General features: G+C 74.6%; 17 protein-coding genes. 12 read left to right on the top strand and 5 right to left on the bottom strand.

From position 1 onward, the window contains the following. Positions 1-83: 83 nt before the first annotated feature. Positions 84-1,013, top strand: coding sequence for a helix-turn-helix transcriptional regulator (locus ABZ312_RS18110; protein ID WP_500323796.1), 930 nt, complete (start codon positions 84-86; stop codon positions 1,011-1,013). A 36-nt stretch (positions 1,014-1,049) separates the two neighbouring features. Here the strand turns inward: ABZ312_RS18110 and ABZ312_RS18105 are convergent, their stop codons facing one another. Further along, positions 1,050-1,580, bottom strand: coding sequence for a SixA phosphatase family protein (locus ABZ312_RS18105; RefSeq protein WP_500323795.1), 531 nt, complete (start codon positions 1,578-1,580; stop codon positions 1,050-1,052). Continuing rightward, on the bottom strand, positions 1,577-2,299 hold the full coding sequence (locus ABZ312_RS18100) for a hypothetical protein (RefSeq protein WP_500438159.1): 723 nt from the start codon (positions 2,297-2,299) through the stop codon (positions 1,577-1,579). The genes ABZ312_RS18105 and ABZ312_RS18100 overlap by 4 nt, the downstream gene beginning before the upstream one ends. A gap of 334 nt (positions 2,300-2,633) precedes the next feature. Between ABZ312_RS18100 and ABZ312_RS18095 the strand changes: the two genes are divergently transcribed. Together ABZ312_RS18095 and ABZ312_RS18090 are read left to right on the top strand one after the other, a co-directional pair. After that, positions 2,634-6,398 (top strand): S8 family serine peptidase, encoded by a 3,765-nt coding sequence (locus tag ABZ312_RS18095; RefSeq protein WP_500323793.1) that lies wholly within the window; start codon positions 2,634-2,636, stop codon positions 6,396-6,398. A gap of 83 nt (positions 6,399-6,481) precedes the next feature. Further along, positions 6,482-7,456: a helix-turn-helix domain-containing protein gene (locus ABZ312_RS18090; RefSeq protein ID WP_500323792.1), complete on the top strand. Its 975-nt coding sequence runs from the start codon at positions 6,482-6,484 to the stop codon at positions 7,454-7,456. A 35-nt stretch (positions 7,457-7,491) separates the two neighbouring features. On the opposite strand, the gene abmR is transcribed toward ABZ312_RS18090, so the two are convergent. Continuing rightward, positions 7,492-8,040 carry an ATP-binding transcription factor AbmR gene (abmR, locus tag ABZ312_RS18085; RefSeq protein WP_500323791.1) on the bottom strand — a complete coding sequence of 183 codons (549 nt, stop codon included), beginning with the start codon at positions 8,038-8,040 and terminating at the stop codon, positions 7,492-7,494. 147 nt (positions 8,041-8,187) lie between these two features. Between abmR and ABZ312_RS18080 the strand changes: the two genes are divergently transcribed. Genes ABZ312_RS18080 through ABZ312_RS18050 form a run of 7 tightly spaced genes read left to right on the top strand, consistent with a single transcriptional unit; the run spans position 8,188 to position 16,009 of the window. Next, positions 8,188-8,730 carry a (2Fe-2S)-binding protein gene (locus tag ABZ312_RS18080; protein WP_500438158.1) on the top strand — a complete coding sequence of 181 codons (543 nt, stop codon included), beginning with the start codon at positions 8,188-8,190 and terminating at the stop codon, positions 8,728-8,730. Further along, positions 8,727-11,120, top strand: a complete 2,394-nt coding sequence (locus tag ABZ312_RS18075; RefSeq protein WP_500438156.1) for a xanthine dehydrogenase family protein molybdopterin-binding subunit — start codon at positions 8,727-8,729, stop codon at positions 11,118-11,120. Before ABZ312_RS18080 ends, ABZ312_RS18075 begins: the two co-directional genes overlap by 4 nt. Then, on the top strand, positions 11,117-11,974 hold the full coding sequence (locus ABZ312_RS18070) for an FAD binding domain-containing protein (RefSeq protein ID WP_500438154.1): 858 nt from the start codon (positions 11,117-11,119) through the stop codon (positions 11,972-11,974). The genes ABZ312_RS18075 and ABZ312_RS18070 overlap by 4 nt, the downstream gene beginning before the upstream one ends. 16 nt (positions 11,975-11,990) lie before the next feature. Next, on the top strand, positions 11,991-13,118 hold the full coding sequence (locus ABZ312_RS18065) for an AAA family ATPase (protein ID WP_500438153.1): 1,128 nt from the start codon (positions 11,991-11,993) through the stop codon (positions 13,116-13,118). 5 nt (positions 13,119-13,123) lie between these two features. Next, a complete protein-coding gene (locus ABZ312_RS18060) occupies positions 13,124-14,260 on the top strand; it encodes a vWA domain-containing protein (protein ID WP_500438152.1) in 1,137 nt (378 codons plus the stop codon). Continuing rightward, positions 14,253-15,365: an XdhC family protein gene (locus ABZ312_RS18055; RefSeq protein WP_500323785.1), complete on the top strand. Its 1,113-nt coding sequence runs from the start codon at positions 14,253-14,255 to the stop codon at positions 15,363-15,365. The genes ABZ312_RS18060 and ABZ312_RS18055 overlap by 8 nt, the downstream gene beginning before the upstream one ends. 14 nt (positions 15,366-15,379) lie before the next feature. Beyond that, entirely contained in the window at positions 15,380-16,009 is a 630-nt protein-coding gene (locus ABZ312_RS18050; protein ID WP_500438150.1) for an SRPBCC family protein, read from the top strand. An 86-nt stretch (positions 16,010-16,095) separates the two neighbouring features. Here the strand turns inward: ABZ312_RS18050 and lpdA are convergent, their stop codons facing one another. Beyond that, positions 16,096-17,496: a dihydrolipoyl dehydrogenase gene (gene lpdA / locus ABZ312_RS18045; protein ID WP_500323783.1), complete on the bottom strand. Its 1,401-nt coding sequence runs from the start codon at positions 17,494-17,496 to the stop codon at positions 16,096-16,098. 153 nt (positions 17,497-17,649) lie between these two features. Beyond that, a complete protein-coding gene (locus tag ABZ312_RS18040; protein ID WP_500323782.1) occupies positions 17,650-18,354 on the bottom strand; it encodes a glycoside hydrolase family 75 protein in 705 nt (234 codons plus the stop codon). A 198-nt stretch (positions 18,355-18,552) separates the two neighbouring features. Between ABZ312_RS18040 and ABZ312_RS18035 the strand changes: the two genes are divergently transcribed. Together ABZ312_RS18035 and ABZ312_RS18030 are read left to right on the top strand one after the other, a co-directional pair. Then, a complete protein-coding gene (locus tag ABZ312_RS18035) occupies positions 18,553-19,590 on the top strand; it encodes a polysaccharide deacetylase family protein (RefSeq protein WP_500323781.1) in 1,038 nt (345 codons plus the stop codon). Between the two features lie 157 nt (positions 19,591-19,747). Next, positions 19,748-22,246 carry a SpoIIE family protein phosphatase gene (locus tag ABZ312_RS18030; RefSeq protein ID WP_500323780.1) on the top strand — a complete coding sequence of 833 codons (2,499 nt, stop codon included), beginning with the start codon at positions 19,748-19,750 and terminating at the stop codon, positions 22,244-22,246. Positions 22,247-22,859 lie beyond the last annotated feature (613 nt).

The following is a 22,859-nucleotide window of genomic DNA, read 5'->3' as shown; positions in this document are numbered from 1 at the left end:
ACCTGCCGGGGAACCGGTTGCGTAGGACTCGGCGACCCCCCTTCCCGGGTCGCCCGCGCCACCTGGCGAGCGAGAATGGACGCATGGCCCGAAACGTCGAGCTCAGCGAGTTCCTGCGTCGATCACGCGCCCGCATCTGCCCCGAATCGGCCGGGCTGCCCGAACGGGGTGCCTACCGGCGGGTGCCGGGGCTGCGCCGTGAGGAGGTCGCCCAACTGGCCGGAGTGAGCACCGACTACTACACGCGGCTGGAGCAGGGGCGGCAGATCAGCCCCTCGGCCGGTGTGCTGGAGGCGGTGGCCGCCGCGCTGCGGCTCGACGACGCGGAACGTGCCCACCTGTTCGACCTCGCCGGGCCCAAGCCCGGCACCGCCCGCCGCCGCTCGGCGCCGACCGTCCAGCGCGTCAGGCCCGGGATGCGGCGGCTCATGGACTCCTTCGTCGACCAGGCCGCCTTCGTCCTCGGGCGCCGCACCGACGTGCTGGCCACCAACCACCTGGCCCGCGCGCTGATGGCCGATTTCGACGCCATGCCGGTACGCGAGCGCAACCTCACCCGCTGGATCCTGCTGGACGAGGCCGCCCACGCCCTGTACCCGGACTGGGAGCAGGTCGCCGCCGAGATGACCGCCACCTTGCGCCTCGACGCCGGCCGTCACCCCGAGGACACCCGCACCGCCGAGCTGGTGGGCGAACTGGCCATGAAGAGCGAGCACTTCCGCCGCTGGTGGGCCGACCACAAGGTCTACGACCGCACCCACGGGACCAAGCGTCACCACCACCCCGTCATCGGCGATCTGACCGTCGACTACCAGGCGTTCACGATGCCGGGCGAGCCCGACCAGACCCTGTTCATGTACCTGCCGGCGCAGGAACAGGCCTCGCAGGACGCCTGGAAGCTCCTCGCCAGCTGGAGCGCCCGGGAACCGGCGGCACGGCGGGACGCCGGCGGCCGCGGTGGCGCTCCCGCGCGCGCCGACAACACCCCGGGGTTCGACCGGCGTTCGGCCTGACGCGGGCGGCGCCGGTGCCGGTGCTGGTGCCGCGCTTCAGCCCCGGGGCACGGCGAAGTCGTCGAGGCGGGCGCGTTCCGGGGTGAGGGCGGACCAGGGGCCGGGCCAGGTGAGGACGGCTAGGGCGGAGGTCGGGAACTTGTCGGCGGCGCGGAGCAGGGCGTCGGCGCGGGCCTCGCCCGTCAGGCGCAGGACGAGGTCCTGGACCCCCGGGTTGTGGCCGACCAGCAGGAGCGACGCGGCGTCGTCGGGGGCCTCGCGCAGGACGTCGAGGAGGGCGCGGGCGGTGGCCGCGTAGACCCGCTCGTCGAGGCGCACCGGCGGGGGCGGCGTGGCGCCCAGGGCCTCGGCGGCGAGTTCCCAGGTCTCCCGGGTGCGCCGGGAGGTCGAGCAGATCACCAGGTCGGGGGTGTGCTTGCCCTCGCGCAGCCAGCGGCCGACGGCCGGGGCGTCACGCCGGCCGCGGGGGCCGAGCGGCCGGTCGTGGTCGGGGACGTCCGGCGGCCAGGCGGACTTGGCGTGCCGCAGCACGACGAGCCGACGCGGTCCTTCCGTGCGGCGCCTCACGACCTCACCCCGCCGACCTCGCCGGTCAGTTCGAGGGCGAGCACGCGGTCCGCCTGGGCGAAGGTCTCGAAGCGGGAGCCGTCCGGCAGGGTGGTCTCCGTCTCCAGCCGGTCGAGGGCGGCCAGGTAGGCGGCGGTGTCGAGGTCCGCGCTCAGGGCCGCCTGGAGGCGCTCCACGTACGCGGCGCACATCGGTCTGGACGGCGATTCGGCCCAGCGGGCCACGGCACCGCGCCAGTGCCGGAGCCCCGCGTCCGCCGCCTCAAGGGTCCGCGGGGTCAGTTGCGCCGGGGCCCGGCGGTCCAGGCGGAGCAGCGCCAGCCGTACGCCGGGCCCCGCGGTTACCTCGTCCGGGTGAACCGGTCCGACGTCCAGGCGGGGGCCGCCGGTCTCGGTGCCCGCCGGTGCGACGTGCACCCGGGCGGGTCCGGCGAGCGCCTCCTCGGCCTCGCGCACGTCGTCGCCGCGTGCCGCGCCGGGCTTGATGCCCAGTGCCGCCGCGGCCGCGTCCAGGGCGGGGTCGGCCGGGCCCACCGAGGCCACCAGCACCTGCCCGCCGTGGGTCTCCGCCGTACGCGCCAGGACGTCCGCCAGCAGCAGCACCCGCAGCGCGGTCGTCCCGCCCACGGCACCTGTGTGGGCCAGCACCCGCAGCGGAAAGCGCCGCCCCGGGTCCAGTTCCACAAACTCGCCGCTCCTGCCGTCCACGATGCGCAACACGCCTCCGAATCTAACCCGTACGGCTCACCGGCGCAGGTGCCCGCACCGGGTGACGGGGTCTCGCAGGGCGCTCGGGCGCAAGGGGGACGACGCGCCGCCCGGCGGGCCCGGCCGGACCGCCGGCACGCGGACGTACGCGCAGTGCCGTGCGGGCCGGAGGACTCCGGCCGCCCGGCGCGGTGCGCCCCGGTGCGACGGCGGCGTGCCGTCCGCCGGGCGGGCCCGGACGGTGTCGCCGGTGCGGGGCCGGCCCGCTGGCACATGTGAGACGTGGCGCTTTGACGCCAGTCGCCGGCCGTTCCCCCGGTCCGGGCGGGGCCGGTAGGACCAGGCCATGATCTCCCTCATACCCCGTCGCCCACGAGGCGGACGGGCCCTCGCGGCCGCCGTCGGCGTCGTCGCCGTCCTCACGACCCTGACCGGCCCGGCTGGGCCCGCGGCGGCGAACGGCACGCCGCCGGCACCGGCCGCGCCCCGTCCCTCCGCAGCCACCCGCACGGTCACGCTGATCACCGGCCATGTCGTCCGGGTGACGGACGTCGGAGGCGGCAAGAAGTCCGTCGACGTGCGGCGCCCGCACGGCTCCACCGGAGGCGTACGGACCGAGACCGTCGGCGGCGACCTGTACGTCTACCCGGACGAGGCCCTGCCCTACCTCGCCGCGAACCGCCTGGACCGGAGGCTGTTCGACGTCACCTCGTTGATCGAGCAGGGCTACGACGACCAGCACAGCACCGGCATCCCGCTGATCCTCGGCTACCGCGGCGAGGTCGCGGCCACGGCACCCGCAGGCACCACCAAGGTGCGGTCGCTCAGGAGCGTCAACGGGGCCTCCGTCAGGGCGGCCAAGAAGCAGGTCAGGAAATTGTGGACCTCGGTGGCCACGGACGCCCCCGCCGACCGGCCCGCCCTGCGCGGCGGCCTGTCCAGGATCTGGCTGGACGGCCGGGTCCGCGCCACGCTCCACGACAGCACCACGCAGATCGGCGCGCCCGCCGCCTGGCGCTCCGGCCTCGACGGCAAGGGCGTCAAGGTCGCCGTGCTGGACACCGGGGCCGACACCCACCACCCCGACCTGGCGGGCCGGGTGAGGGCCGCGGTCAGCTTCGTGCCCGGCGAGTCCGCCGAGGACGGCAACGGGCACGGCACGCACACCGCCTCCACCGTGGGCGGCAGCGGCGCCGCTTCCGAAGGCGCCGAGAAGGGCGTGGCCCCCGGCGCCGACCTGCTGATCGGCAAGGTGCTCGCCGACGAGGGGTACGGCGAGGACTCCTGGGTCATCGCGGGCATGGAGTGGGCGGTCGGTCAGGGCGCCAAGGTGGTCAGCATGAGCCTCGGCGGGTCCGAGCCCACGGACGGCACGGACCCGATGAGTCAGGCCCTGGACCGGCTCAGCGAGAACAGCGGCGCGCTGTTCGTCGTGGCCGCCGGCAACACCGGCCACGAGGCGTCGATGAGCGCCCCGGGAACCGCGGGCTCCGCGCTGACCGTGGCCGCGGTGGACTCCGAGGACGAGCTCGCGTACTTCTCGACCACGGGCCCGCGGTACGGCGACTACGCGCTCAAGCCGGACATCGCCGCCCCCGGCGTGGACATCCTGGCCGCGAAGGCCGGGGGCAGCGCCGACGGCGGCTGGTACCAGACGATGAGCGGCACCTCGATGGCCACGCCGCACGTCGCGGGCGCCGCGGCGATCCTGGCCCAGGAGCACCCCGACTGGAGTGCCCCGCAGCTCAAGGACGCACTGATGAGCACGGCCAAGCCGCTCCCTGACCTGACGGCCTATCAGGTCGGGGCGGGCCGGGCCGACCTGGCCGCCTCCACCGCGGCCACGGTCACCGCCACCGGCTCGGCGTACTTCGGCTTCGACGCCTGGCCGCACGGCGGCCCGGCCGCGGTCGGCCGCACGGTCACCTACCGCAACGCGGGCGACTCCCCCGTCACCCTCTCCCTCGGCATGACCGCATCCGTGGCCGGCGGCCCGTACGACGTCGATCCGGGCGCCGACGCCGGGACCCCCGCACCCGAGGGGATGTTCACCCTCTCCGCGGACTCGGTGACCGTCCCGGCGCACGGGACGGCCTCCGTCACCGCCACCGCCCGGCCGGGGCTCGGCGCCGACGGCCGCCGCTACCTCGGGCAGATCTCCGCGAGCGACGCGTCCGGCGCCGTGCGGGCGCGCACCCAGGTCGGTCTCTACCGGGAGGAGGAGCGTCACCCCCTCGACGTCACGCTGAAGGACCGGTCAGGCAAGCCCGCCCCGGGCTTCGTCCAGTTGCAGCGCTTCGGCACCGACGCGGACCCGCAGATCGTCCCCGTGGACGGGACCGGCCGCGCGACCGTGCGACTGCGGGCCGGCACCTACAGCGCGCTGAGCTACCTCGCCGTGGCCGGCAGCCACGGCCCCGACTCCCTCGGCATGGCCCTGATGGGTGACCCGGAACTCGTCATGGACCGGGGCCGCACGCTCGTCCTGGACGCGAGCAGCACCCGCGAGGTCACCGCCGAGGTACCGCGCAGGACCGAGGACCGGATGCTCTACATGAACTGGTACCGCTCGGACGGCGGTACCAGCACCGTGGACTCGCAGTACCTCCTGCCGTCGACGTACGACAGCATGTTCGTCCTGCCCACCCGGCAGGTGACCCGCGGCGCCTTCGAGTACGAGACCCGTTGGCGCAAGGCCTACCCGCTGCTGTCCGTGTCCCGGGACGGCAGGCCCGTCACCGTCCTGGGCCAGGCCGGGACCGGCTTCTACGAGGGCCGGCAGCGCATGGGCGTGGTGTACGCCGGTTCCGGCGCACCCGCCGACTACGCCGGGCTGCGCGTCAAGGGCAAGGCCGTGCTGGTGGACCGCTCGGACGCGCTCACCGGCTCGCAGCGGGCCGAGGCGGCGGCCGACGCCGGCGCGGCCCTGCTGATCGTCGTCAACGACGGACCGGGCAAGCTCCTGGAGTACGTCGGCACCGACGAGGGCGGCTACAGCAGCGTCCCGGTGGCCTCGGTGACCACCCGCGAGGGCGGGCCGCTGATCGAACGGGCCCGGCACGGGACGCTGCGCCTGGACGTGGAGGGCGTGCCCGACTCGCCGTACGTCTACGACCTGGTCGACCCGCACCCGGGCCGGATCCCGGCGACGGGCCTGACCTACCGGCCGCGCGCCTCGGAACTGGCCGTCGTGGACATGCGCTTCCACGGCACCACCGGGTACCCCAGTGGCGAGTACCGCTGGGACTACCGGCCCTACCGCACCTACGCGGTCGGGTTCCCGCTGAGGATGGACATGCCCGGGACGCGGACCGACTACCTCTCCGCGCAGCCCGGCACGTCGTGGGCCGAGGACGCGATCACGGGGCCCGGTCTGGCCCTCGAGTCGAACGGCGCCCTCACCACGTACCGGGCGGGCACCCGGGTGGCGAGCGACTGGTTCGCCCCCGTCGCGCATCCGCGCAACGGCGGCGGCTACTGGTGGTCCGAGCGTCAGCAGGGCTTCCTGTCCTTCAACGTCCAGCCCTGGACGGACAGCGGGAGCGGCCATGGCGGCACCATGCAGGACGGCACCGCCGGCCTGGACCTCAAGGTGTACCAGGACGGTGAGCTGGTGAAGACCTCGGCGTACGCGTCGGCGACGCTCTGGCCGATCCCGACCGTGCCCTCCACGTACACCCTGGACCTGCGCGCGGAGCGCGACGCGGCCGCCTACCGCCTCTCCCCCCGGACGCACAGCGTGTGGCGGGTCAGGTCCGAGCCGGTCACCGACCCACTGGGGATCGACCGGATGGCGCTCATGCAACTGGACTACGGGATCGCCACCGACCTCTCGGGGAACGCGCGCGGCGGCCGGCAGACCCTGCGCCTGACCGGCAGCCACCTGCCGCACGCGGCGGGGGCGGGCCGGGTCACGGGCGCGACGCTGGCCGTCAGTTACGACGACGGGCGCCACTGGCGTCCGGTCCGCCTGGACCGTACGGCGACGGGCCACTGGACGGCCCGTTTCGACGCCCCGCACCGCGGGTTCGTGTCGCTGAAGGCCCGGACCTGGGACGACGCGGGCAACAGCCTCACGCAGGAGGTGACGCGGGCCTACGGACTGAAGTAACTTTCCGCATCCGCGTCAACGGCGGGCCCCGGGCATCCACAGGCCGGGGCCCGCCCGGTGCCCCCACCGCTCCGAGGAGTCCCATGCTCGCCGCGCTCGGTCTCAGCCCGGCCGAAGAGGAGATCTACCGTCTCCTGGTGGCGCGCGGCCGTGCCGCCGTCCACGAACTCGCGGCCGAAAGCGGCCGGGCCACCGGGGAGGTACGGGAACTGCTGACGGCCCTGACCGGGCGCGGCCTCGCCGTGCACGAGGCCGTGACGGGCACGGCGGCCAGGTTCACGGCGGCACCCCCCACGGTCGCCCTCGGCGGCGAACTGCGGCGACGGCGCGACGAGCTCGGCGCGGCGGAGCACGCGGTGCTGGCACTGGCCGAGCAGCACCGGACCTCCGCCGGGAGCGGCGTCGTCGAGGTGATCAGCGAGGTCGGCGCCGTACGGCACCGGTTCCGGCAGCTCCAGGAGTCCGCCCGGCACGAGGTGCGGTCGATGATGGTGCCCGAGCTCGCCGTGGTGCGGCCGGACGACAACGCGGCCGAGAGCGCCGGGGTCCGCCGCGGGGTCCTCTACCGCACGATCGTGCAACGTGACGCCCTCAACGAGCCGGGCATGGTCACGCGGGCGCTCGCGGACCTCGCGGCGGGCCAGCGGATCGGCGTCACCGACGTCGTCCCGGTGAAATTCATGATCGCCGACCGGGACCTGGCGATGCTGCCGCTGCTCAGCGGCCGGAACACCGCCGCGGCGTCGGTGCTGGTGCACGCGGGCGGGCTGCTCGACGCACTGGTCGCATACTTCGAACTGGCCTGGGAACAGGCCTATCCGCTGTCGCCGCGGGCGGCGGGGGACGGCGTCGCCGAGGAGCGCCCGGACGGCATCGAGGAGTTCGACGCCCGCCTGCTCGCGCTGGTGCTCGCCGGGCTCACCGACGAGGCGGCCGCGAGCCGCCTCGGGGTCTCCCGGCGCACCGTCCAGCGCCGCATCGCCGAACTCATGACCAAGGCCGGCGTCGACAGCCGCATCCAGCTCGGCTGGCACGCCGCCCGCCGCGGCTGGGCCTGAGCGCCGGGGCACCCGGGCCGGGCGAGCGGGGACCGTCAGTCGTCCTCGGCGGACGCCGGGGTGTCGCGGTCGGGTCCCTGCGCGCGGACGCGCTGGACGTGTTCCAGGGATGCGCGCAGGTCGCCGAGCCAAGTGTCGGTGTTGCCGCGGACGAGGCGGACGCACCAGGCGAGGGCCTCGCTGCGGCTGCGGGCGACGCCGCCCGCGACGAGGGTGTCGAGGACCTGGCGCTCGGGCTGGCGGAGCCGGGTCATGACGGGCACGGAGACGGTGGTGTACATGGCCCGGCGCCCGCCGCACTCCACGCCCCAGGAGACCTTGCGGCCGAAGCGGTGCTCCGCCTCGCGGGCGACGGCGACGCGGTCCTCGCGGGTGCGTTCCCGGAACTCGGCGATCCGTCCGTCGAGCGCGGCCTCGCGTTCCACCGGTGACGCGCCGGCGCCGACCGCGGGTTCGGGGATGCGGCCGACGACGGTGATCTCCTCGCGGTCGACGGCCACGTCCACGAGCGCCTCGAACAGTCCGTCGGGGAGCCGCCCGGCGAGCCAGCCGCGCAGCGCTTCCTTCTGTTCGCTGGTAATCATGTAATCAACATTACGCCTCGGATTTCCGAGCGCAAGAGCCCCCTGAAACTCGCGTCCGAGGCGTCGCGTTGTCCCCGGGCGCGACTTACAGTTGCGCGTATCGGAGCAGAACGGGGGATTCGCCACGCGGCGCCTCTGGGAGGGCATATGACCCGCATCTCGGTGAAGGTGGACGGCACGGCCTACGAGGACGAGGTGGAGCCCCGCCTCCTGCTCGTCCATTACCTGCGGGACCGGCTCGGTCTGACCGGTACCCCCGTCGGGTGCGACACCACGAACTGCGGTGCCTGCACGGTGGACCTCGACGGGAAGAGCGTGAAGAGCTGCTCGGTGCTCGCCGTCCAGGCCGACGGCGGCGAGGTGACGACGATCCAGGGGCTGGCCTCCGCCGACGGCGAGTGGCACCCGCTGCAGAGGGCGTTCCACGAGCAGCACGCCCTGCAGTGCGGGTTCTGCACGCCGGGCATGATCATGGCCGCCCGCGACCTGCTGCGGGAGAACCCCGACCCCACGCCCGAGGAGGTCCGCGAGGGCCTGGAGGGCAACCTCTGCCGGTGCACGGGCTACATGAACATCGTGCGCGCCGTGCTGGCCGCCGCCGCAGAGGAACGCTGGCACCAGGCGCCCGAGCCCGGCGCCGTGGCCGAGCACGCCCAGCCCAGCACGGCGGGAAGCGGGGCACCGGTATGACCGACCAGCTCACCGGACGCGAGCCCGAGGTCGGCCGCGCCCGGGTCCGCAAGGAGGACGCCCGGCTGGTGACCGGCCGGACCAACTGGACCGACAACATCACCGTCCCGGGCCTGCTGCACATGGCGATCCTGCGCAGCCCCATGGCGCACGCCCGCATCGAGCGGATCGACGTCACACCCGCCCTGGAGCGGCCGGGGGTCGTCGCCGCGTACAGCGGCCGCGACCTGGCCGAGGGGCTCGGGTCGCTGCCGTGCGCCTGGCCCGTCACCGAGGACATCGTGCTGCCCGAGCACCCGCCCGTCGCCGTCGACGAGGTCCGCCACACCGGCGACCCGGTCGCCGTCGTCGTCGCCCGGGACCGCTACGCGGCCGCCGACGCGCTGGAGGCGATCGACGTCGACTACGAGCCGCTGCCTCCGGTCCTGGACATGGAGGCGGCGCTCGCCGAGGGCTCCCCGCTGGTCCACGCCGACAAGGGCACCAACCGCTGCTACACCTGGCCGCTGGCCACCGGCGAGGACTACGCGACCGTGCGCGAGCGGGCCGACGTCGTGCTGCGCCGGCGCTTCGTCCAGCAGCGGCTCATCCCCAACGCCATGGAACCGCGGGCCGTCGTGGCGGTGCCGCCGGACACCTCGGACCAGTACACCCTGTACTCCGCGACGCAGATCCCGCACATCGTGCGCGTGATGATGGCCGTCGTCACCGGCATCCCCGAGCACCGGCTCCGGGTGGTCGCGCCGGACGTCGGCGGCGGCTTCGGCTCCAAGCTCCAGGTGTACGGCGAGGAGGCGCTCGGCCTGGCCGTCGCCCGCAAGCTGGGCCGCCCCGTGAAGTGGACGGAGTCCCGCTCGGAGGGCTACCTGGCCACCCACCACGGCCGCGACCAGATCCAGGACCTCGAACTCGCCGCGACGCGCGAGGGGAAGCTGCTCGGCCTGAAGGTCGACCTGCTCGCCGACATGGGCGCGTACCTGATGATCGTGACGCCGGGCGTCCCGCTGCTCGGGGCGTTCATGTTCCCCGGCATCTACAAGATGGACGCCTACGACTTCACCTGCACGGGCGTCTTCACCACCAAGACCCCCACCGACGCGTACCGCGGCGCGGGCCGCCCCGAGGCCACCTTCGCCATCGAGCGCATGATGGACGAGCTCGCCGCCGAACTCGGCATGGACCCGGTCGCGGTGCGCCGCCGCAACTGGATCGGTCACGACGAGTTCCCGTACACCACCATCGGCGGACTGACCTACGACAGCGGCAACTACGAGTCGGCGACGGACAAGGCGCTCGCCCTCTTCGGCTACGACGACCTGCGTTCCGAGCAGCGCAAGCGGGAGGAGCGCGGCGACCGGACGCGGCTCGGCATCGGGGTGTCGACGTACACGGAGATGTGCGGGCTCGCGCCCAGCCGGATCCTGCGCGACCTGCGCTACGGCGCGGGCGGCTGGGAGGCGGCGTCGATCCGCATGCTGCCCACCGGCAAGGTGGAGGTGCTGACCGGCACCAGCCCGCACGGGCAGGGCCATGTGACGAGCTGGAGCCAGATCGCGGCGGACGTGCTGGGCGTGCCCTTCGAGGACGTCGAGGTGCTGCACGGCGACACGCGCACGGTGCCGCAGGGCATGGACACCTACGGCTCGCGCTCGCTGGTCGTCGGCGGCGTGGCCGTGCACCGCGCCGCGCGGAAGGTGGTGGACAAGGCCCGCAAGGTCGCCGCGCACCTGCTGGAGGCGAGCGAGGACGACCTGGACTTCACGAACGGCGTCTTCTCGGTGAAGGGCTCGCCGGAGGCGCGCAGGACCATCCAGGAGGTGGCGTTCGCGACGTTCACCTCGCACGACCTGCCCGACGGGCTGGAACCGACGATCAACGCCGAGCACGTGGAGGACCCGGAGGCCTTCTCCTACCCGCACGGCACGCACCTGTGCGCGGTGGAGGTCGACACCGAGACCGGCCGGGTCCGGATCCGCAGTTACGTGTGCGTGGACGACGTCGGAAAGGTCGTCAACCCGATGATCGTGGAGGGCCAGGTGCACGGCGGTCTCGCCCAGGGCATCGCCCAGGCCCTGTTCGAAGAGGCCGTGTACGACGCGGAGGGCAACCTGGTCTCGGGCACCATGGCCGACTACCTGGTGCCCTGCGCGGCCGACCTGCCCGACTTCCTCACCGACCGCACCGAGACGCCGGCGACCACCAACCCGCTGGGCGTCAAGGGCGTCGGCGAGGCCGGGACGATCGCCTCGACCCCCGCGGTGGTCAACGCCGTGGTCGACGCCCTGCGGCCGCTGGGCGTCATGGACGTGCCGATGCCGTGCACACCGGAACGGGTCTGGCGGGCCCTGCGGGACGCGCGGTCCGCCCGGCCGGAGGAGGACGGCTCATGATTCCCGCGTCGTTCGACTATGCCAGGCCCCGCTCCGTGGAGGAGGCGGTGGGGCAGCTCGCGCTCGCCGGGGAGGAGGCGAAGGTGCTGGCGGGCGGTCAGAGCCTGCTGCCGATCCTGCGGATGCGGCTCGCCTTCCCCGAACTCCTCGTGGACGTCGGCCGGATCCCCGGCCTGCGCGGGGTGCGGGCCGACGGGGACACCCTCGTCATCGGCGCCCTGACCTCGCACCACGACGTCGTGCACGACCCGCTGGTGCGGCGGCACGCCGGGCTGCTGGCCGCCGCCACGGCCACGGTGGCCGATCCGGCCGTGCGTCACCGCGGCACGATCGGCGGCGCCCTCGCCCATGCCGACCCCGCGGGGGACGTGCCCGCGGCCGTCCTCGCCCTGGACGCCGAGCTGGTCGTCCAGGGGCCGGACGGGCGGCGGACCGTCCCGGCGCGGGAGTTCTTCACCGACTACCTGCAGACGGTGCTGCGGCCCGACGAACTGCTGGTGGAGGTACGGGTGCCCAAGACGGACGCCTGGGGCTTCCACTACGAGAAGTTCCAGCTCAGCGCCCAGGCCTGGGCGGTGGTGGGGGTGGCCGCGCTGGTGCGGAGGGACGACGGCCGCATCGTCGAGTCCCGTGTCGGGCTGACGAACATGGGGCCCACCCCGGTGCGCGCCACCGCCTGCGAGGCGGCCCTCGCCGGTGCCGACGCCGTACCGGAGGCGGTGACCTCGGCCGCCGACAGCGCGGCGGAGGGCACCCGTCCGGCGTCCGACCTGTCGGCGTCCGCGGACTACCGGGAGCACCTGGTGAGGGTGCTGACCCGCAGGGCCGTCCTCGCCGCGGCGGACCTGACATGAGGAGCGGACGCAGCGCATGACCTGGCCGGCGCACGGGATTCCGCCGGGGTGGACCGCCCCGGCGGGATCCTCCTGCGGGCCGCTTGCCGCGACGACGGCACGCGCCGGGGCGGTGGGGCCCCACGGCCCCGGCGCCCCAGGCCCCGGCGCGCCAGGCCCGTTCGCCGCCGCGCCGCCCGCCGCCGCGCCCCGCGATGCCCGCCCTCCCTTCGCCGCCACTGCCGGGCCCCCGGCGCACACGACCGGCCCGCTCCCGGGGATCGCGGGCCCCGAGCAGATGCGGGCCCGGCTGGAGGAGACCGGCTACCTGGTCGACGACGGCCTCGCCGTCGCCTGCTACCTGGCGCTGACGCTGCACCGCCCGATCTTCTGCGAGGGTGACGCGGGCGTCGGCAAGACCGCACTGGCGCACGCGCTCGCCGAGGCGCTCGGCGCGCCGCTGATCCGGCTGCAGTGCTACGAGGGCATCGACGCGTCGCAGGCGCTGTACGACTGGGACTTCCCCCGGCAGCTGCTGCACCTGCGGGCGGCCGAGGCGGCGGGCGTCAGCGATCCGGAGACCCTGGAGGGCGAGCTCTACAGCCGGCGGTTCCTGCTGGCGCGGCCGCTGCTGCGGGCCCTGGAGACCAGCCCCTCGGTGCTGCTGGTCGACGAGATCGACCGCGCGGACGACGAGTTCGAGGCCTTCCTGCTGGAACTGCTGTCGGAGTACTCCGTCACCGTCCCCGAACTGGGCACCCTGCGCGCGCAGTCGCCGCCCGTGGTGGTGCTCACCTCCAACCGCACGCGCGAGGTGCACGACGCCCTCAAGCGGCGCTGCCTCTACCACTGGTTCGACCATCCCGGCTTCGAGCGGGAGCTGGCGATCGTACGGCGCAGGCAGCCGCACGTGGCGGCCCGGCTCGCGGCGCAGGTGACGGCCGTGGTGCAGCGCCTGCGGGAGCAGGACCTGGTGCGGCCGCCCGGGGTGGCGGAGACCATCGACTGGGCGGAGGCACTGGCCGCGCTGGGGGCGACGGAACTCGACGCGGACCTGGCGATGACCACCCTCGGCTCGGTGCTGAAGTACCGCGAGGACGCGGAGCGGGCGCGTTCGCTCGACCTGTCGGAGATCCTCGCCGCGCGGGCGGGCGGGTCGCGGTGAGCACCATGCGCACGGTCACGGCGGACGGCACGGCGGGGGTGGTGGGCTTCGCCCGCGCCCTGCGGGCCGCCGGGGTGCCGGCCGGCCCGGACCGGGTGGCGGCGTTCCTGGCCGCGCTCGGCCGGCTCGACCCGTCGCGGCGCCGCGACGTGTACTGGGCGGGACGGCTGACGCTCTGCGGCGGCCCGGACGACCTGGAGCGCTACGACCGGGTCTTCGCGGCCTTCTTCGACGGCGGGCGGCCGCCGCACCGCCGGGTGCGGCCGGCGGTCCGCCCGGTGCGCCCGCCGGCGGTGCCGCGTGCCGTGCCCGGGGACCGCACCACCGGTGAGGAGGCGGGTGACGGGCCCACCGCGACCGCGCTCGCCAGCGCGACGGAGGTGCTGCGGCACCGTGACGTCGCCGCCATGACCGCACCGGAGCGGGCCCAACTGCACCGGCTGCTGGCGGTGTTCGCCCTGGACGGCGAACCGCGCCGTACCCCCCGGCGCCGTCCGGCGCGCCGCGGGGACGTGGATCCGCGGCGTACCGTACGGGAGTTGCTGCGCCGGGGCGGCGAGCCTGCCGCGCTCCCGCGGCGGGCCCCGGCCCGCAAGCCGCGCCGGGTGGTGCTGCTGCTGGACGTCAGCGGGTCGATGGCCCCGTACGCGGACGCGCTGCTGCGGTTCGCGCACGCCGCCGCGCACGGTTCGCGCGGCCGCACGCCCACCGAGGTCTTCACCCTCGGCACCCGGCTCACCCGGGTCACCCGCGAGATGGCGCGCCGGGACCCGGACGCCGCGATGGCCGCTGTCGGGGCGGCGGTGCCCGACTGGAGCGGCGGGACCCGGCTCGGGGAGACGCTGCGGGCGTTCCTGGACCGCTGGGGGGCACGGGGTACGGCGCGCGGCGCGGTCGTCGTGCTGCTGTCGGACGGCTGGGAGCGCGGCGACCCCGACCTGCTGGCCGCGCAGATGCGGCGGCTGGCACGGCTGGCGCACCGCGTGGTGTGGGCCAACCCGCGCAAGGCCAGGCCCGGGTACGCGCCGCTGGCGGCGGGGATGGCGGCGGCGCTGCCGAGCGTCGACGCCTTCGTGGAGGGGCACAGTCTGGGCGCGCTGGAACGTCTGGCCGCCGTGGTGAGAGGAGCCGACGGTGCGTGAGATCCTTCCGGCGCTGAACGACTGGTACGCCTCGGGAACCCCCTTCGGGCTGGCCACGGTCGTGGCGGTGAGCCGCAGCGCGCCGCGCGGACCGGGCGCGGCCATGGCGGTGGGACCGGACGACGAGGTCGTCGGCAGCGTCTCCGGGGGCTGCGTGGAGGGCGCGGTCTTCGAACTGGCCAAGGAGGTCGTCGAGTCGGGCGAGGCCCGGCTGCACACCTTCGGCTACAGCGACGCCGACGCCTTCGAGGTCGGCCTGACCTGCGGCGGTGAGATCACCCTGCTGGTCCGTCCGGTGTCCCCGGCCACGGACCCGGGCTTCGGCGAGGTGGCGGCCTCCGTCGCCGCGCACCGCCCCGTGGTCACCGCGACGGTGCTGGACGGTCCCGCGCCGCGCGGCGCCACGCTCACGGTGTGGCCGGACCGGGTCGCGGGCACCCTCGGAGCGGAGGGCCTGGACGCGGCGGTCACCGACGACGCCCGCGGTGAGCTGGCCCAGGGCGCGACCGGGCAGCGCCACTACGGGCGGCACGGCGAACGGCGCGAGGACGACGTGACGGTGTTCCTGCAGTCCTTCGCCCCGCCGCCGCGGATGCTGGTGTTCGGCGCGATCGACTTCGCGGCGGCGGTGGCGCGGATCGGGCTGTTCCTGGGCTACCGGGTGACCGTCTGCGACGCCCGTCCGGTGTTCGCGACCCCCAAGCGCTTCCCCGAGGGCGTGGAGGTCGTCGTGGACTGGCCGCACCGCTACCTGGGCGGCACGGAGACCGACGACCGCACGGTGGTGTGCGTCCTCACCCACGACCCCAAGTTCGACGTGCCGCTCCTGGAGGTCGCGCTGCGCCGCCCGGCCGCGTACATCGGCGTCATGGGCAGCCGGCGGACGCACGACGACCGGCTCAAGCGGCTGCGCGACACGACGCTGGCTCCGGCCGAACTGACCCGGCTGCGCTCGCCGATCGGGCTGGACCTGGGCGCGCGCACCCCCGAGGAGGTCGCCGTGTCGATCGCCGCCGAGATCATCGCGCTGCGCTGGGGCGGCAGCGGCACCCCGCTGTCGGGCACGGCCGGCGCGATCCACCCTCCGGTGCTCAGGCCGGTGTGACGAGGAGGAGATCAATGGAACTGCACCACGAGTTCGAGGTCCCCGTCCCGGTGGCGGACGCCTGGCGGGCGCTGCTGGACATCGAGCGCGTCGCGCCGTGCATGCCGGGCGCGACGGTGGAGGAGTACGACGGCGAGACCGTGAGGGGCTCGGTGAAGGTCAAGGTGGGCCCGGTGACGGTGACCTACCGCGGCACGGCGGTCTTCGAGGAGCGGGACGGGACCGCGCACCGCGTCGTGCTGGCCGCCCGTGGCAAGGAGGTCCGCGGCCAGGGCACGGCGCGGGCGACGGTGACCGGCACCCTGGCGGAGAAGGACGGCACGACGGTCGTCTCGGTGACGACCGACCTCGCCGTGACCGGCCGGCCCGCGCAGTTCGGGCGCGGCGTGATGGCGGAGGTCGGCGACCGCATCATCGGCCAGTTCGCCGACTGCCTCGCCGGCCGGCTGGCCGCCCCGCAGCCCCCTGCCGGGGGCGAGGACGCCGCCGAGGACGCGCCCGCCGCACCGGCGAACCGCGAGGACGAACCCATCGACCTCCTGCGCATCGCCGGCGCCCCGGTCGCCAAACGCGCCGCGGCAGCCGGTCTGCTGGCCGCGGCCGTCGGTGCGCTCGTCGTCTTCCTGCTACGCCGCCGCCGCTGACGCGGATGCGGATGCGGGCGAGGCGCCCGGCCGACGCCTAGCCGGTGCCGTTGGGCAGCAGGGCGTTGGCCGTGGTGCGGGCGGGCTCAGAAGTTGATCATGTGGCCGGCGAGGCCGTGGAGCGCTTCCTGGACGGCCTCGCTGAGGGTGGGGTGGCCGTGGACGTTGCGGGCCAGTTCAGCCGCCGTGAGGTCCCACTTCTGGGCGAGCGTCAGCTCGGGCAGCAGCTCGGTGACCTCGGGGCCGATCAGGTGCCCGCCGAGGAGTTCGCCGTACTTCGCGTCGCTGATGAGCTTCACGAAGCCGCTCGCGTCGCCGAGGCCGTGCGCCTTGCCGTTGGCGGTGAAGGGGAACTTGGCCACGCGCACGTCGAGGCCGCGCTCACGGACCTGCGCCTCCGTCCACCCGAAGCTGGCGATCTGCGGCTGGCAGAAGGTGACGCGCGGGATCATCACGTAGTCCAAGGACATGGTCTCGGCCTCCGCGATGGTCTCGGCGGCGACCACGCCCATGGCCTCGGCGGCGTGGGCGAGCATCAGTTTCGCCGTGACGTCGCCGATGGCGTAGATGTGCGGGACGCTGGTGCGGCAGAACTCGTCGATGTCGATGGCACCGCGCTCGGTGAGCCGGACCCCGGTCTGCTCCAGGCCGTAGCCGGAGATGCGCGGCTGGAAGCCGATCGCCTGGAGCACCTTGTCGGCTTCGAGCGTCTGCCGCTGGCCGCCGGTGGTCACCATGACCTTGACCGAGTCGCCGGCGTCGTTGATCGCCTCCACCCGGGTCGAGGTGAGCACGTCGATGCCCAGCTTGCGGTACTGGCGGGCGAGTTCGGCCGACACCTCCTCGTCCTCCAGCGGCACGATCCGGTCGAGGAACTCCACGAGGGTCACCTTCACCCCGTAGTTGTGCAGGACGTACGCGAACTCCACGCCGATCGCGCCGGCGCCCGCGATGAGGATGCTCCGCGGGAGCGTGTCCGTCATGATCTGCTCCTCGTACGTCACGACCCGCTCGCTGAGCGAGGTGCCGGGGAGCAGTCTGGTGGTCGCGCCGGTGGCGATGATGCAGTGGTCGAAGGTGACGGTCTCGCTGCCGCCGGAGCCCAGCGCGACGTGGAGGGTGTGGTCGTCGGTGAAGGTGCCGTGGCCCTCGAACTTCGTGATGTCGTTCTTCTTCATCAGGAAGTGGACGCCCTTGACCCGGCCGTCCGCGACCTTGCGGCTGCGCGCGAAGGCCTCGCGGTAGTCGAAGCTGACCTCGCCGTTCACCCGGATGCCGAAGGTCCTGGCCTCCTTGGTGAAGATGTGTGCCAGTTCGGCGTTGCGCAGCAGGGCCTTGGAGGGGATGCACCCCACGTTGAGGCACACCCCGCCCCAGTAGCGCTCCTCGACGATCGCCGTGCGCAGGCCCAGCTGGGCGGCCCGGATGGCGGCGACGTACCCCCCGGGACCCGCGCCCAGGACGACGACGTCAACGTGTGTGCTCATGCGGCGACCCCTGTGTGGACCACGGTGCGGAAGCTCGAGCGGGCCGGACGGTCCCGTCGCCCACGATCACGCGCCGGGGGCGGCCGCGCAACACGGGGGTGGCGTCCGCCGCGTCACGTCGGCCGCCCGGCGTACGTCCGGGTCCTGGGCGGATCAGTTGTTCGCGACGAACTGGCGGGCGAGCGCGTCGCCGACGGAGACCGCCTTGGTGTGGCTCTCGATCGGCGCGACGGAGGAGTTCTTGAAGAGGATGTACGTCACGCCGGACTCCGTCCCGCCGGTCTCCGGGTCGGGGTCGATCCCGAGGGCCTGCGCGGTGGCGTAGGAGGCCTCGCCGATGATCGCGGTGGGGCCGGTGTCGCCGACGACGGCGTACTCGACCTGCCCGCCGTACACGATGGCCACCACGCCGCCGCCCTTGATGCCGGCGCCGCGGTAGTCCCAGGTGCCGCTGGGGCTGGGGACGACGACGTAGGGGAGCGTCTCGGCGTTGAGCGGGCGGCCGTCCGACTGGTGGAAGGCCGTGTCGTCCTGGAACCAGGGGTCGGTGTCCCAGTTGCAGCGGGCGGTGACCTGGCCGTCGCAGTCGATGTCCATGTCGGCCTTCCAGAACACGGCGCCGTTGGCACCGCAGACCGGGACGGTGGCGGAGGTCTCCTCGTCGGTGCGGTACCTGCCGCTGGAGATCTGCGTACAGCCGTTGACCTTGGCCAGTAACTGGGCGGCCGTGACCGAGCCCTCCTGGGGACTGCGGGGGGACGACCCGGCGGTACCGGCGGCGCCGGCGGCGGGGGTGAGGAGGGCGGCCAGCAGGGTGGCTCCGGCCCCGGCGGTGGCCAGTGCGAGGCGCTTGCGCACGAGGGACTCCTTCCGTTAGGAAACTTTCCTAACCCACAGCTTGGCATCTTGTCTGGGCCATGCCAAGAGGACGAAGGTCCCGCCGGCGAAGGACCCGAAGATGACCGAAAGACCGAGGGCACGCCGCCGCGCGCCGCCTACGGTGGGGGGCTGATCCGCATGCCCGGCATGCACGCAGCGGCCCCAGGAGGTACCACCGTGGCACTGACGACCCGCGCGACCCGAGCCCTCGGAGCAGTCGCGGCGGTGACGCTCGCCGGAGCCACGCTCGCCGCCTGCGGCACGGAGCACATGATGCAGGCCGCGGGCAGCGCCGCCTCGGCGCCCTCCGTCCGTGCCGCCTCGCCCTCCGCGCCCGCCTCGCCTTCCGCGCCGTCCGCGTCCTCGTCGGCCCCCGCTGCGACGCCGTCCACGGCACCCGGGGCTCCGTCCGGCACGCCGGGCGCGGCCCGCCCCCCGGCGGGCACCGCGCACCACGACGCCCCGCACCACGAGACCGCGCACCACGACGCCGCCGCCCCGGGGACCGCCCGGTCGCAGGCCCCCGCGCACGGCGCGGACCCGCAGCGCGGCGGCACTGGGGCCCACGGCACCGCGGTCCAGGCCCCCGCCCATGGCACGTCAGTGACCGCGCGCTCGATCCAGCACGGCGTGGAGGCCCCGGGCAGGTCGGTGGCCCTCACCTTCGACGACGGCCCGGACCCGGTGTGGACCCCCAAGGTCCTGGACGTGCTCGCCCGGCACCACGCCAAGGCCACCTTCTGCGAGATAGGCCCCAACGCCAGGGCCCACCCCGACCTGGTGCGGCGGATCGCCGCCGCGGGACACCGGCTGTGCGACCACTCCGTCCACCACGACGAGGCGCAGAGCCGCAAGTCGCAGGAGTACAACCGCCACGAGATACTCGACGCCCAGAGCGAGATATCCCGCGCCGCAGGCTCCGGCGACACCGCGCTGTGGTACTACCGGGCCCCCGGCGGCGACTTCTCCCCCGCGATCCGCGCCATCGCCGCCGACCACGGACTGCGCCCGCTCGGCTGGACCGTCGACTCCGACGACTGGCGCCGCCCCGGCGCGGAGGCCATCCTCGCGACCGTGAACTCCGAACTGAAGCCGGGCGCCATCGTGCTCATGCACGACGGCGGCGGCGACCGCAGCCAGACCGTGCAGGCGCTGGAGACCCTGCTCGACCGGCTCGACGCGGCCGGCTACACCTACACCTTCCCCCAGCGCTAGATCCACGGCCCGGGCCCGGCCCCGCCGGGGCGCGCCCGCGTGCGGAGCTGGTCGAGGATGGGGGAAACGGAGGACACGACCCGCGTTCTTCTCACACCCCGTGACGATTCCCTGCACACGGGCTGCGCCGGGGCCCCGGAGGCGGTGTAATGACCACGTGGTCAGCGACGGCGCGAAAGGACGCAGAGTTCGGGCGCTGTCCGCCGAGCTCGCGCTCAAAACGCTCCGATCCGACCTTGGCCAGTCCGCCCGCCTGCGATCCGTCATCGAACAGGCGCTGGTCTTCACCGGTGCGACCCACGTCGCCGTGTACGCACCCTCGGAGACCGGCGGGGAGTTGTGCCTGGTCGCCTCGGCCGGGGTGCCGCGCGCCCTGCACGGGCTGCGCCAGAGCTACGCGACGGACGGCGGTTCCCCCATGGCCGTCTCCGTGCGCCAGGACCGCGTGGTGTCCGCGGGGCCCGCGGAGGTCGCCCGGCTGACGGGGAACGGGACCCCGGAGCCGCTGGAGGTCTCGCTGACCGCCCTGCCGCTGCGGGCGGACCATGTGAGCGTCGGCTGCCTGGTGGCGGTCACGGACCAGCCCGGCGGCTTCGACACGGAGGACCGGCAGCGCCTCGAACTGTTCGCCACCGCGATCGGCCACCCCGGCCCGACGCCCGGCGACGCGTGCGGCGACGCCGACCCGATGGCCGGGGCGGAGTCCCGGGGCACCGGGTTCACCCTCGACATGGACACCGGCTGGATCAACGTGGGCGACGACGTGCTCGCCCTGTTCGGCCTGGAGCCCTCGGGGTTCGACGGCCGGGTGGAGACCCTGCTCGCGCTGACCCTCCCCGAGGACCTGCCCGCGCTGATGTCGGTGGTGGAGGCCGGGCACATGGCCACCGGCGACCGCGAGCTGGAGTTCCGCATCCGCCGGCCCTCCGGGGAGCTGCGCTGGCTACGGCTGCGCGGGCGGGTGCTCTTCGCCCCGGACGGCCGCCCCGTACGGCTGCTGGGCACGGTCGGGGACGCCTCACGGATGCGCGCCGGGGTCAACGACGTGGGCCGGGTGCAGCAACTCGCCGCCGACCTGGCCAACGCCGCGACGGTACGGGACGTCAGCGCGGTGGTGGTGGCGGCGCTGCGCCGCCCGCTGAACGCCGACCGGGTCGCGCTCGCCGAACTGGAGAACGACCGGCTGGTGGTCACCGTCCTCGACCCTGCGGACCCCTCCGCGTGGCCCGAGGTGTGGCGCACCGAATGGCGTTCGGAATGGCCGGACGCACCGACCCGGGCCATGCCCACGCTGGCGACCGCGCTGCGCGAGGGCCGGGTCGCCTTCTGGCCGGCCGGGGCACCGCTGGAGTCCACGCTGGCCGGGGTGGGCCCCGGCGGACTCGCGGTGCTGCCGCTCCCCGCGGCCGGACGGGTCGTCGGCTGCTGCCTCATCGGCTGGGACGAGCCCCACGAGTTCGGCGCGGACGAACGCGCCGTGCTGACCGCCGCGGCCGGGCTGGTCGGCCAGGCGCTGGTCCGCGTACGGGCCTTCGACGCCGAGCACGAACTGGTCGGCACCCTCCAGCGCACCCTGCTGCCGCGCCGGCTCCCGGTGCTTCCGGGCGGGGTCGCGATCGCCCGGTACCTGCCGACGACCGGCGGGCTGGAGGTCGGCGGCGACTGGTACGACGTCATACCCCTGCACGACCACCACGTCGCCCTCGTCATCGGCGACGTCCAGGGGCACAACGCCGGGGCCGCCACGCTCATGGGCCAGATGCGCACCGCGATCCGCGCCTACGCCGTGGAGGGCCACTCCCCCGACGTCGTGGTGTCGCACGCCAACCGCCTGCTCATGGGCATGGAGACCGACCTCTTCGCAACCTGCTGCTACGTCAGCATCGACATGGAGGAGGGCAGTGCCTGGTGCGTGCGCGCCGGTCACCTGCCCCCGGTGCTACGGCTCCCGGACGGCACCACCCTGACCGTGGAGGGCGACGGCGGGCCCCCGCTGGGCGTCGTCGACGACGCGGACTTCCCGCTGATCCCGCTGCGGCTGCAGATCGGCACCGTCCTCGCCCTGACCACCGACGGCCTGGTCGAGTCCGCCGAGCTCCCGATGGACGACGGCATCGCGCGGATGTCGCGCGAGCTGTCCGAGGCCGACCCCTCCCACCTGGGCCGCATGGCGGACGCCCTGCTGAGCAACGCCACCCGCAGCGACGACATCGCACTGCTGCTGATGCGTTACGACGGCATGGCCGTCAAGCCCGTGCGCGAGAGCTGGACGGTGTGGCGGCTCCCCGACGCCGCCTCGCACGCCCGCCGGTTCACCGCCCGCACCCTGCGTGCGTGGGGGCTCGGCGAGGCGGCCGACACGGTGCTGCTGGTCGTCTCCGAGCTGGTCACCAACGCCCTGGTGCACACCGAGGGCCAGGTCCGCCTGGACATCACGCTCACCGGCGACCGGCTGCGGATCGCCGTGGGCGACGGCTCGCCGCGGACGCCGGTCAAGCCGGCGATCATCAACTGGCACGACACCGGCGGCCGCGGCATCCTCCTCGTCGAGGCGATGTCGGCGGCCTGGGGCACGATGCCGCTCAGCGGCGGCAAGCAGGTGTGGTGCGAGATCCCCGTCCACCCCCCGCACGTCGAGCCGGGCAGCGGCAGCTGACGCGAGCTGCCGGGGGTGCGCGCGAGGGACCGGTTGCACGGGCGGCAGTTGCGCCCGGCGCCTGACGCGGCCTGGGGCGACGGCACGCGTCCCCGCCACGAGGCGCCGCCGGCCGGATCCCGTGGGTCCTCGCGCACGGGACGCTGGTGACGCGCAGTCGCCGCCTGCGCGAGCAGCCTCTGCTGCGGGTCAAAGGACTCGATGCCACGCCTGGCGTGCCCCTTCGCCCGGACCCCTCAGGCCGTCCGTGTGGGCCCGCGCGCCGGACACGAGCGTGGGGAGCCTGCCGAGTGCAGCAGTCCCCGGCTCGCCGGGGGCAGTTGCGTCCGCGCGAACATGCGGCGCAGCCCTGGCTGGGCGGCGCGCGCCCGCGCCGCGCGCTGTTCCCGCGCCCGGCGGGGTCCCACCGGCGAGGCGGTGCCCGCGCCGGCCGGCACCGTGAACTCCGCTGGGGCAAGGAACAGTTCCGGCGGCCCGGGTGTCGCGAAGGCAACGCCCGGACCCCGGCGTGGCGGTCGCACGGGCCCCTCCGACCGTCCACGCTGAGGCAGCACGGCGCCGGGCGGGAGTCGCTTCCGGCACACAGGCCCGGACGGGCGGGCGCGCGCCCGCG

This window comes from Streptomyces sp. NPDC006207 (assembly GCF_040613835.1).
Taxonomy (GTDB): Bacteria; Actinomycetota; Actinomycetes; order Streptomycetales; family Streptomycetaceae; genus Actinacidiphila.
The sequence above is the reverse complement of the archived record's forward strand: the minus strand, read 5'-3'. Positions and strand labels throughout refer to the sequence as shown.

What these genes read in the sequence shown, in the direction of transcription:
- ABZ312_RS18110 (WP_500323796.1), top strand. Translation starts at nt 84, where the DNA reads ATGGCCCGAAACGTCGAGCTCAGCGAGTTCCTGCGTCGATCACGCGCC.
- ABZ312_RS18095 (WP_500323793.1), top strand. Translation starts at nt 2,634, where the DNA reads ATGATCTCCCTCATACCCCGTCGCCCACGAGGCGGACGGGCCCTCGCG.
- ABZ312_RS18090 (WP_500323792.1), top strand. Translation starts at nt 6,482, where the DNA reads ATGCTCGCCGCGCTCGGTCTCAGCCCGGCCGAAGAGGAGATCTACCGT.
- abmR (WP_500323791.1), bottom strand. Translation starts at nt 8,040, where the DNA reads ATGATTACCAGCGAACAGAAGGAAGCGCTGCGCGGCTGGCTCGCCGGG.
- ABZ312_RS18080 (WP_500438158.1), top strand. Translation starts at nt 8,188, where the DNA reads ATGACCCGCATCTCGGTGAAGGTGGACGGCACGGCCTACGAGGACGAG.
- ABZ312_RS18075 (WP_500438156.1), top strand. Translation starts at nt 8,727, where the DNA reads ATGACCGACCAGCTCACCGGACGCGAGCCCGAGGTCGGCCGCGCCCGG.
- ABZ312_RS18070 (WP_500438154.1), top strand. Translation starts at nt 11,117, where the DNA reads ATGATTCCCGCGTCGTTCGACTATGCCAGGCCCCGCTCCGTGGAGGAG.
- ABZ312_RS18065 (WP_500438153.1), top strand. Translation starts at nt 11,991, where the DNA reads ATGACCTGGCCGGCGCACGGGATTCCGCCGGGGTGGACCGCCCCGGCG.
- ABZ312_RS18060 (WP_500438152.1), top strand. Translation starts at nt 13,124, where the DNA reads ATGCGCACGGTCACGGCGGACGGCACGGCGGGGGTGGTGGGCTTCGCC.
- ABZ312_RS18050 (WP_500438150.1), top strand. Translation starts at nt 15,380, where the DNA reads ATGGAACTGCACCACGAGTTCGAGGTCCCCGTCCCGGTGGCGGACGCC.
- lpdA (WP_500323783.1), bottom strand. Translation starts at nt 17,496, where the DNA reads ATGAGCACACACGTTGACGTCGTCGTCCTGGGCGCGGGTCCCGGGGGG.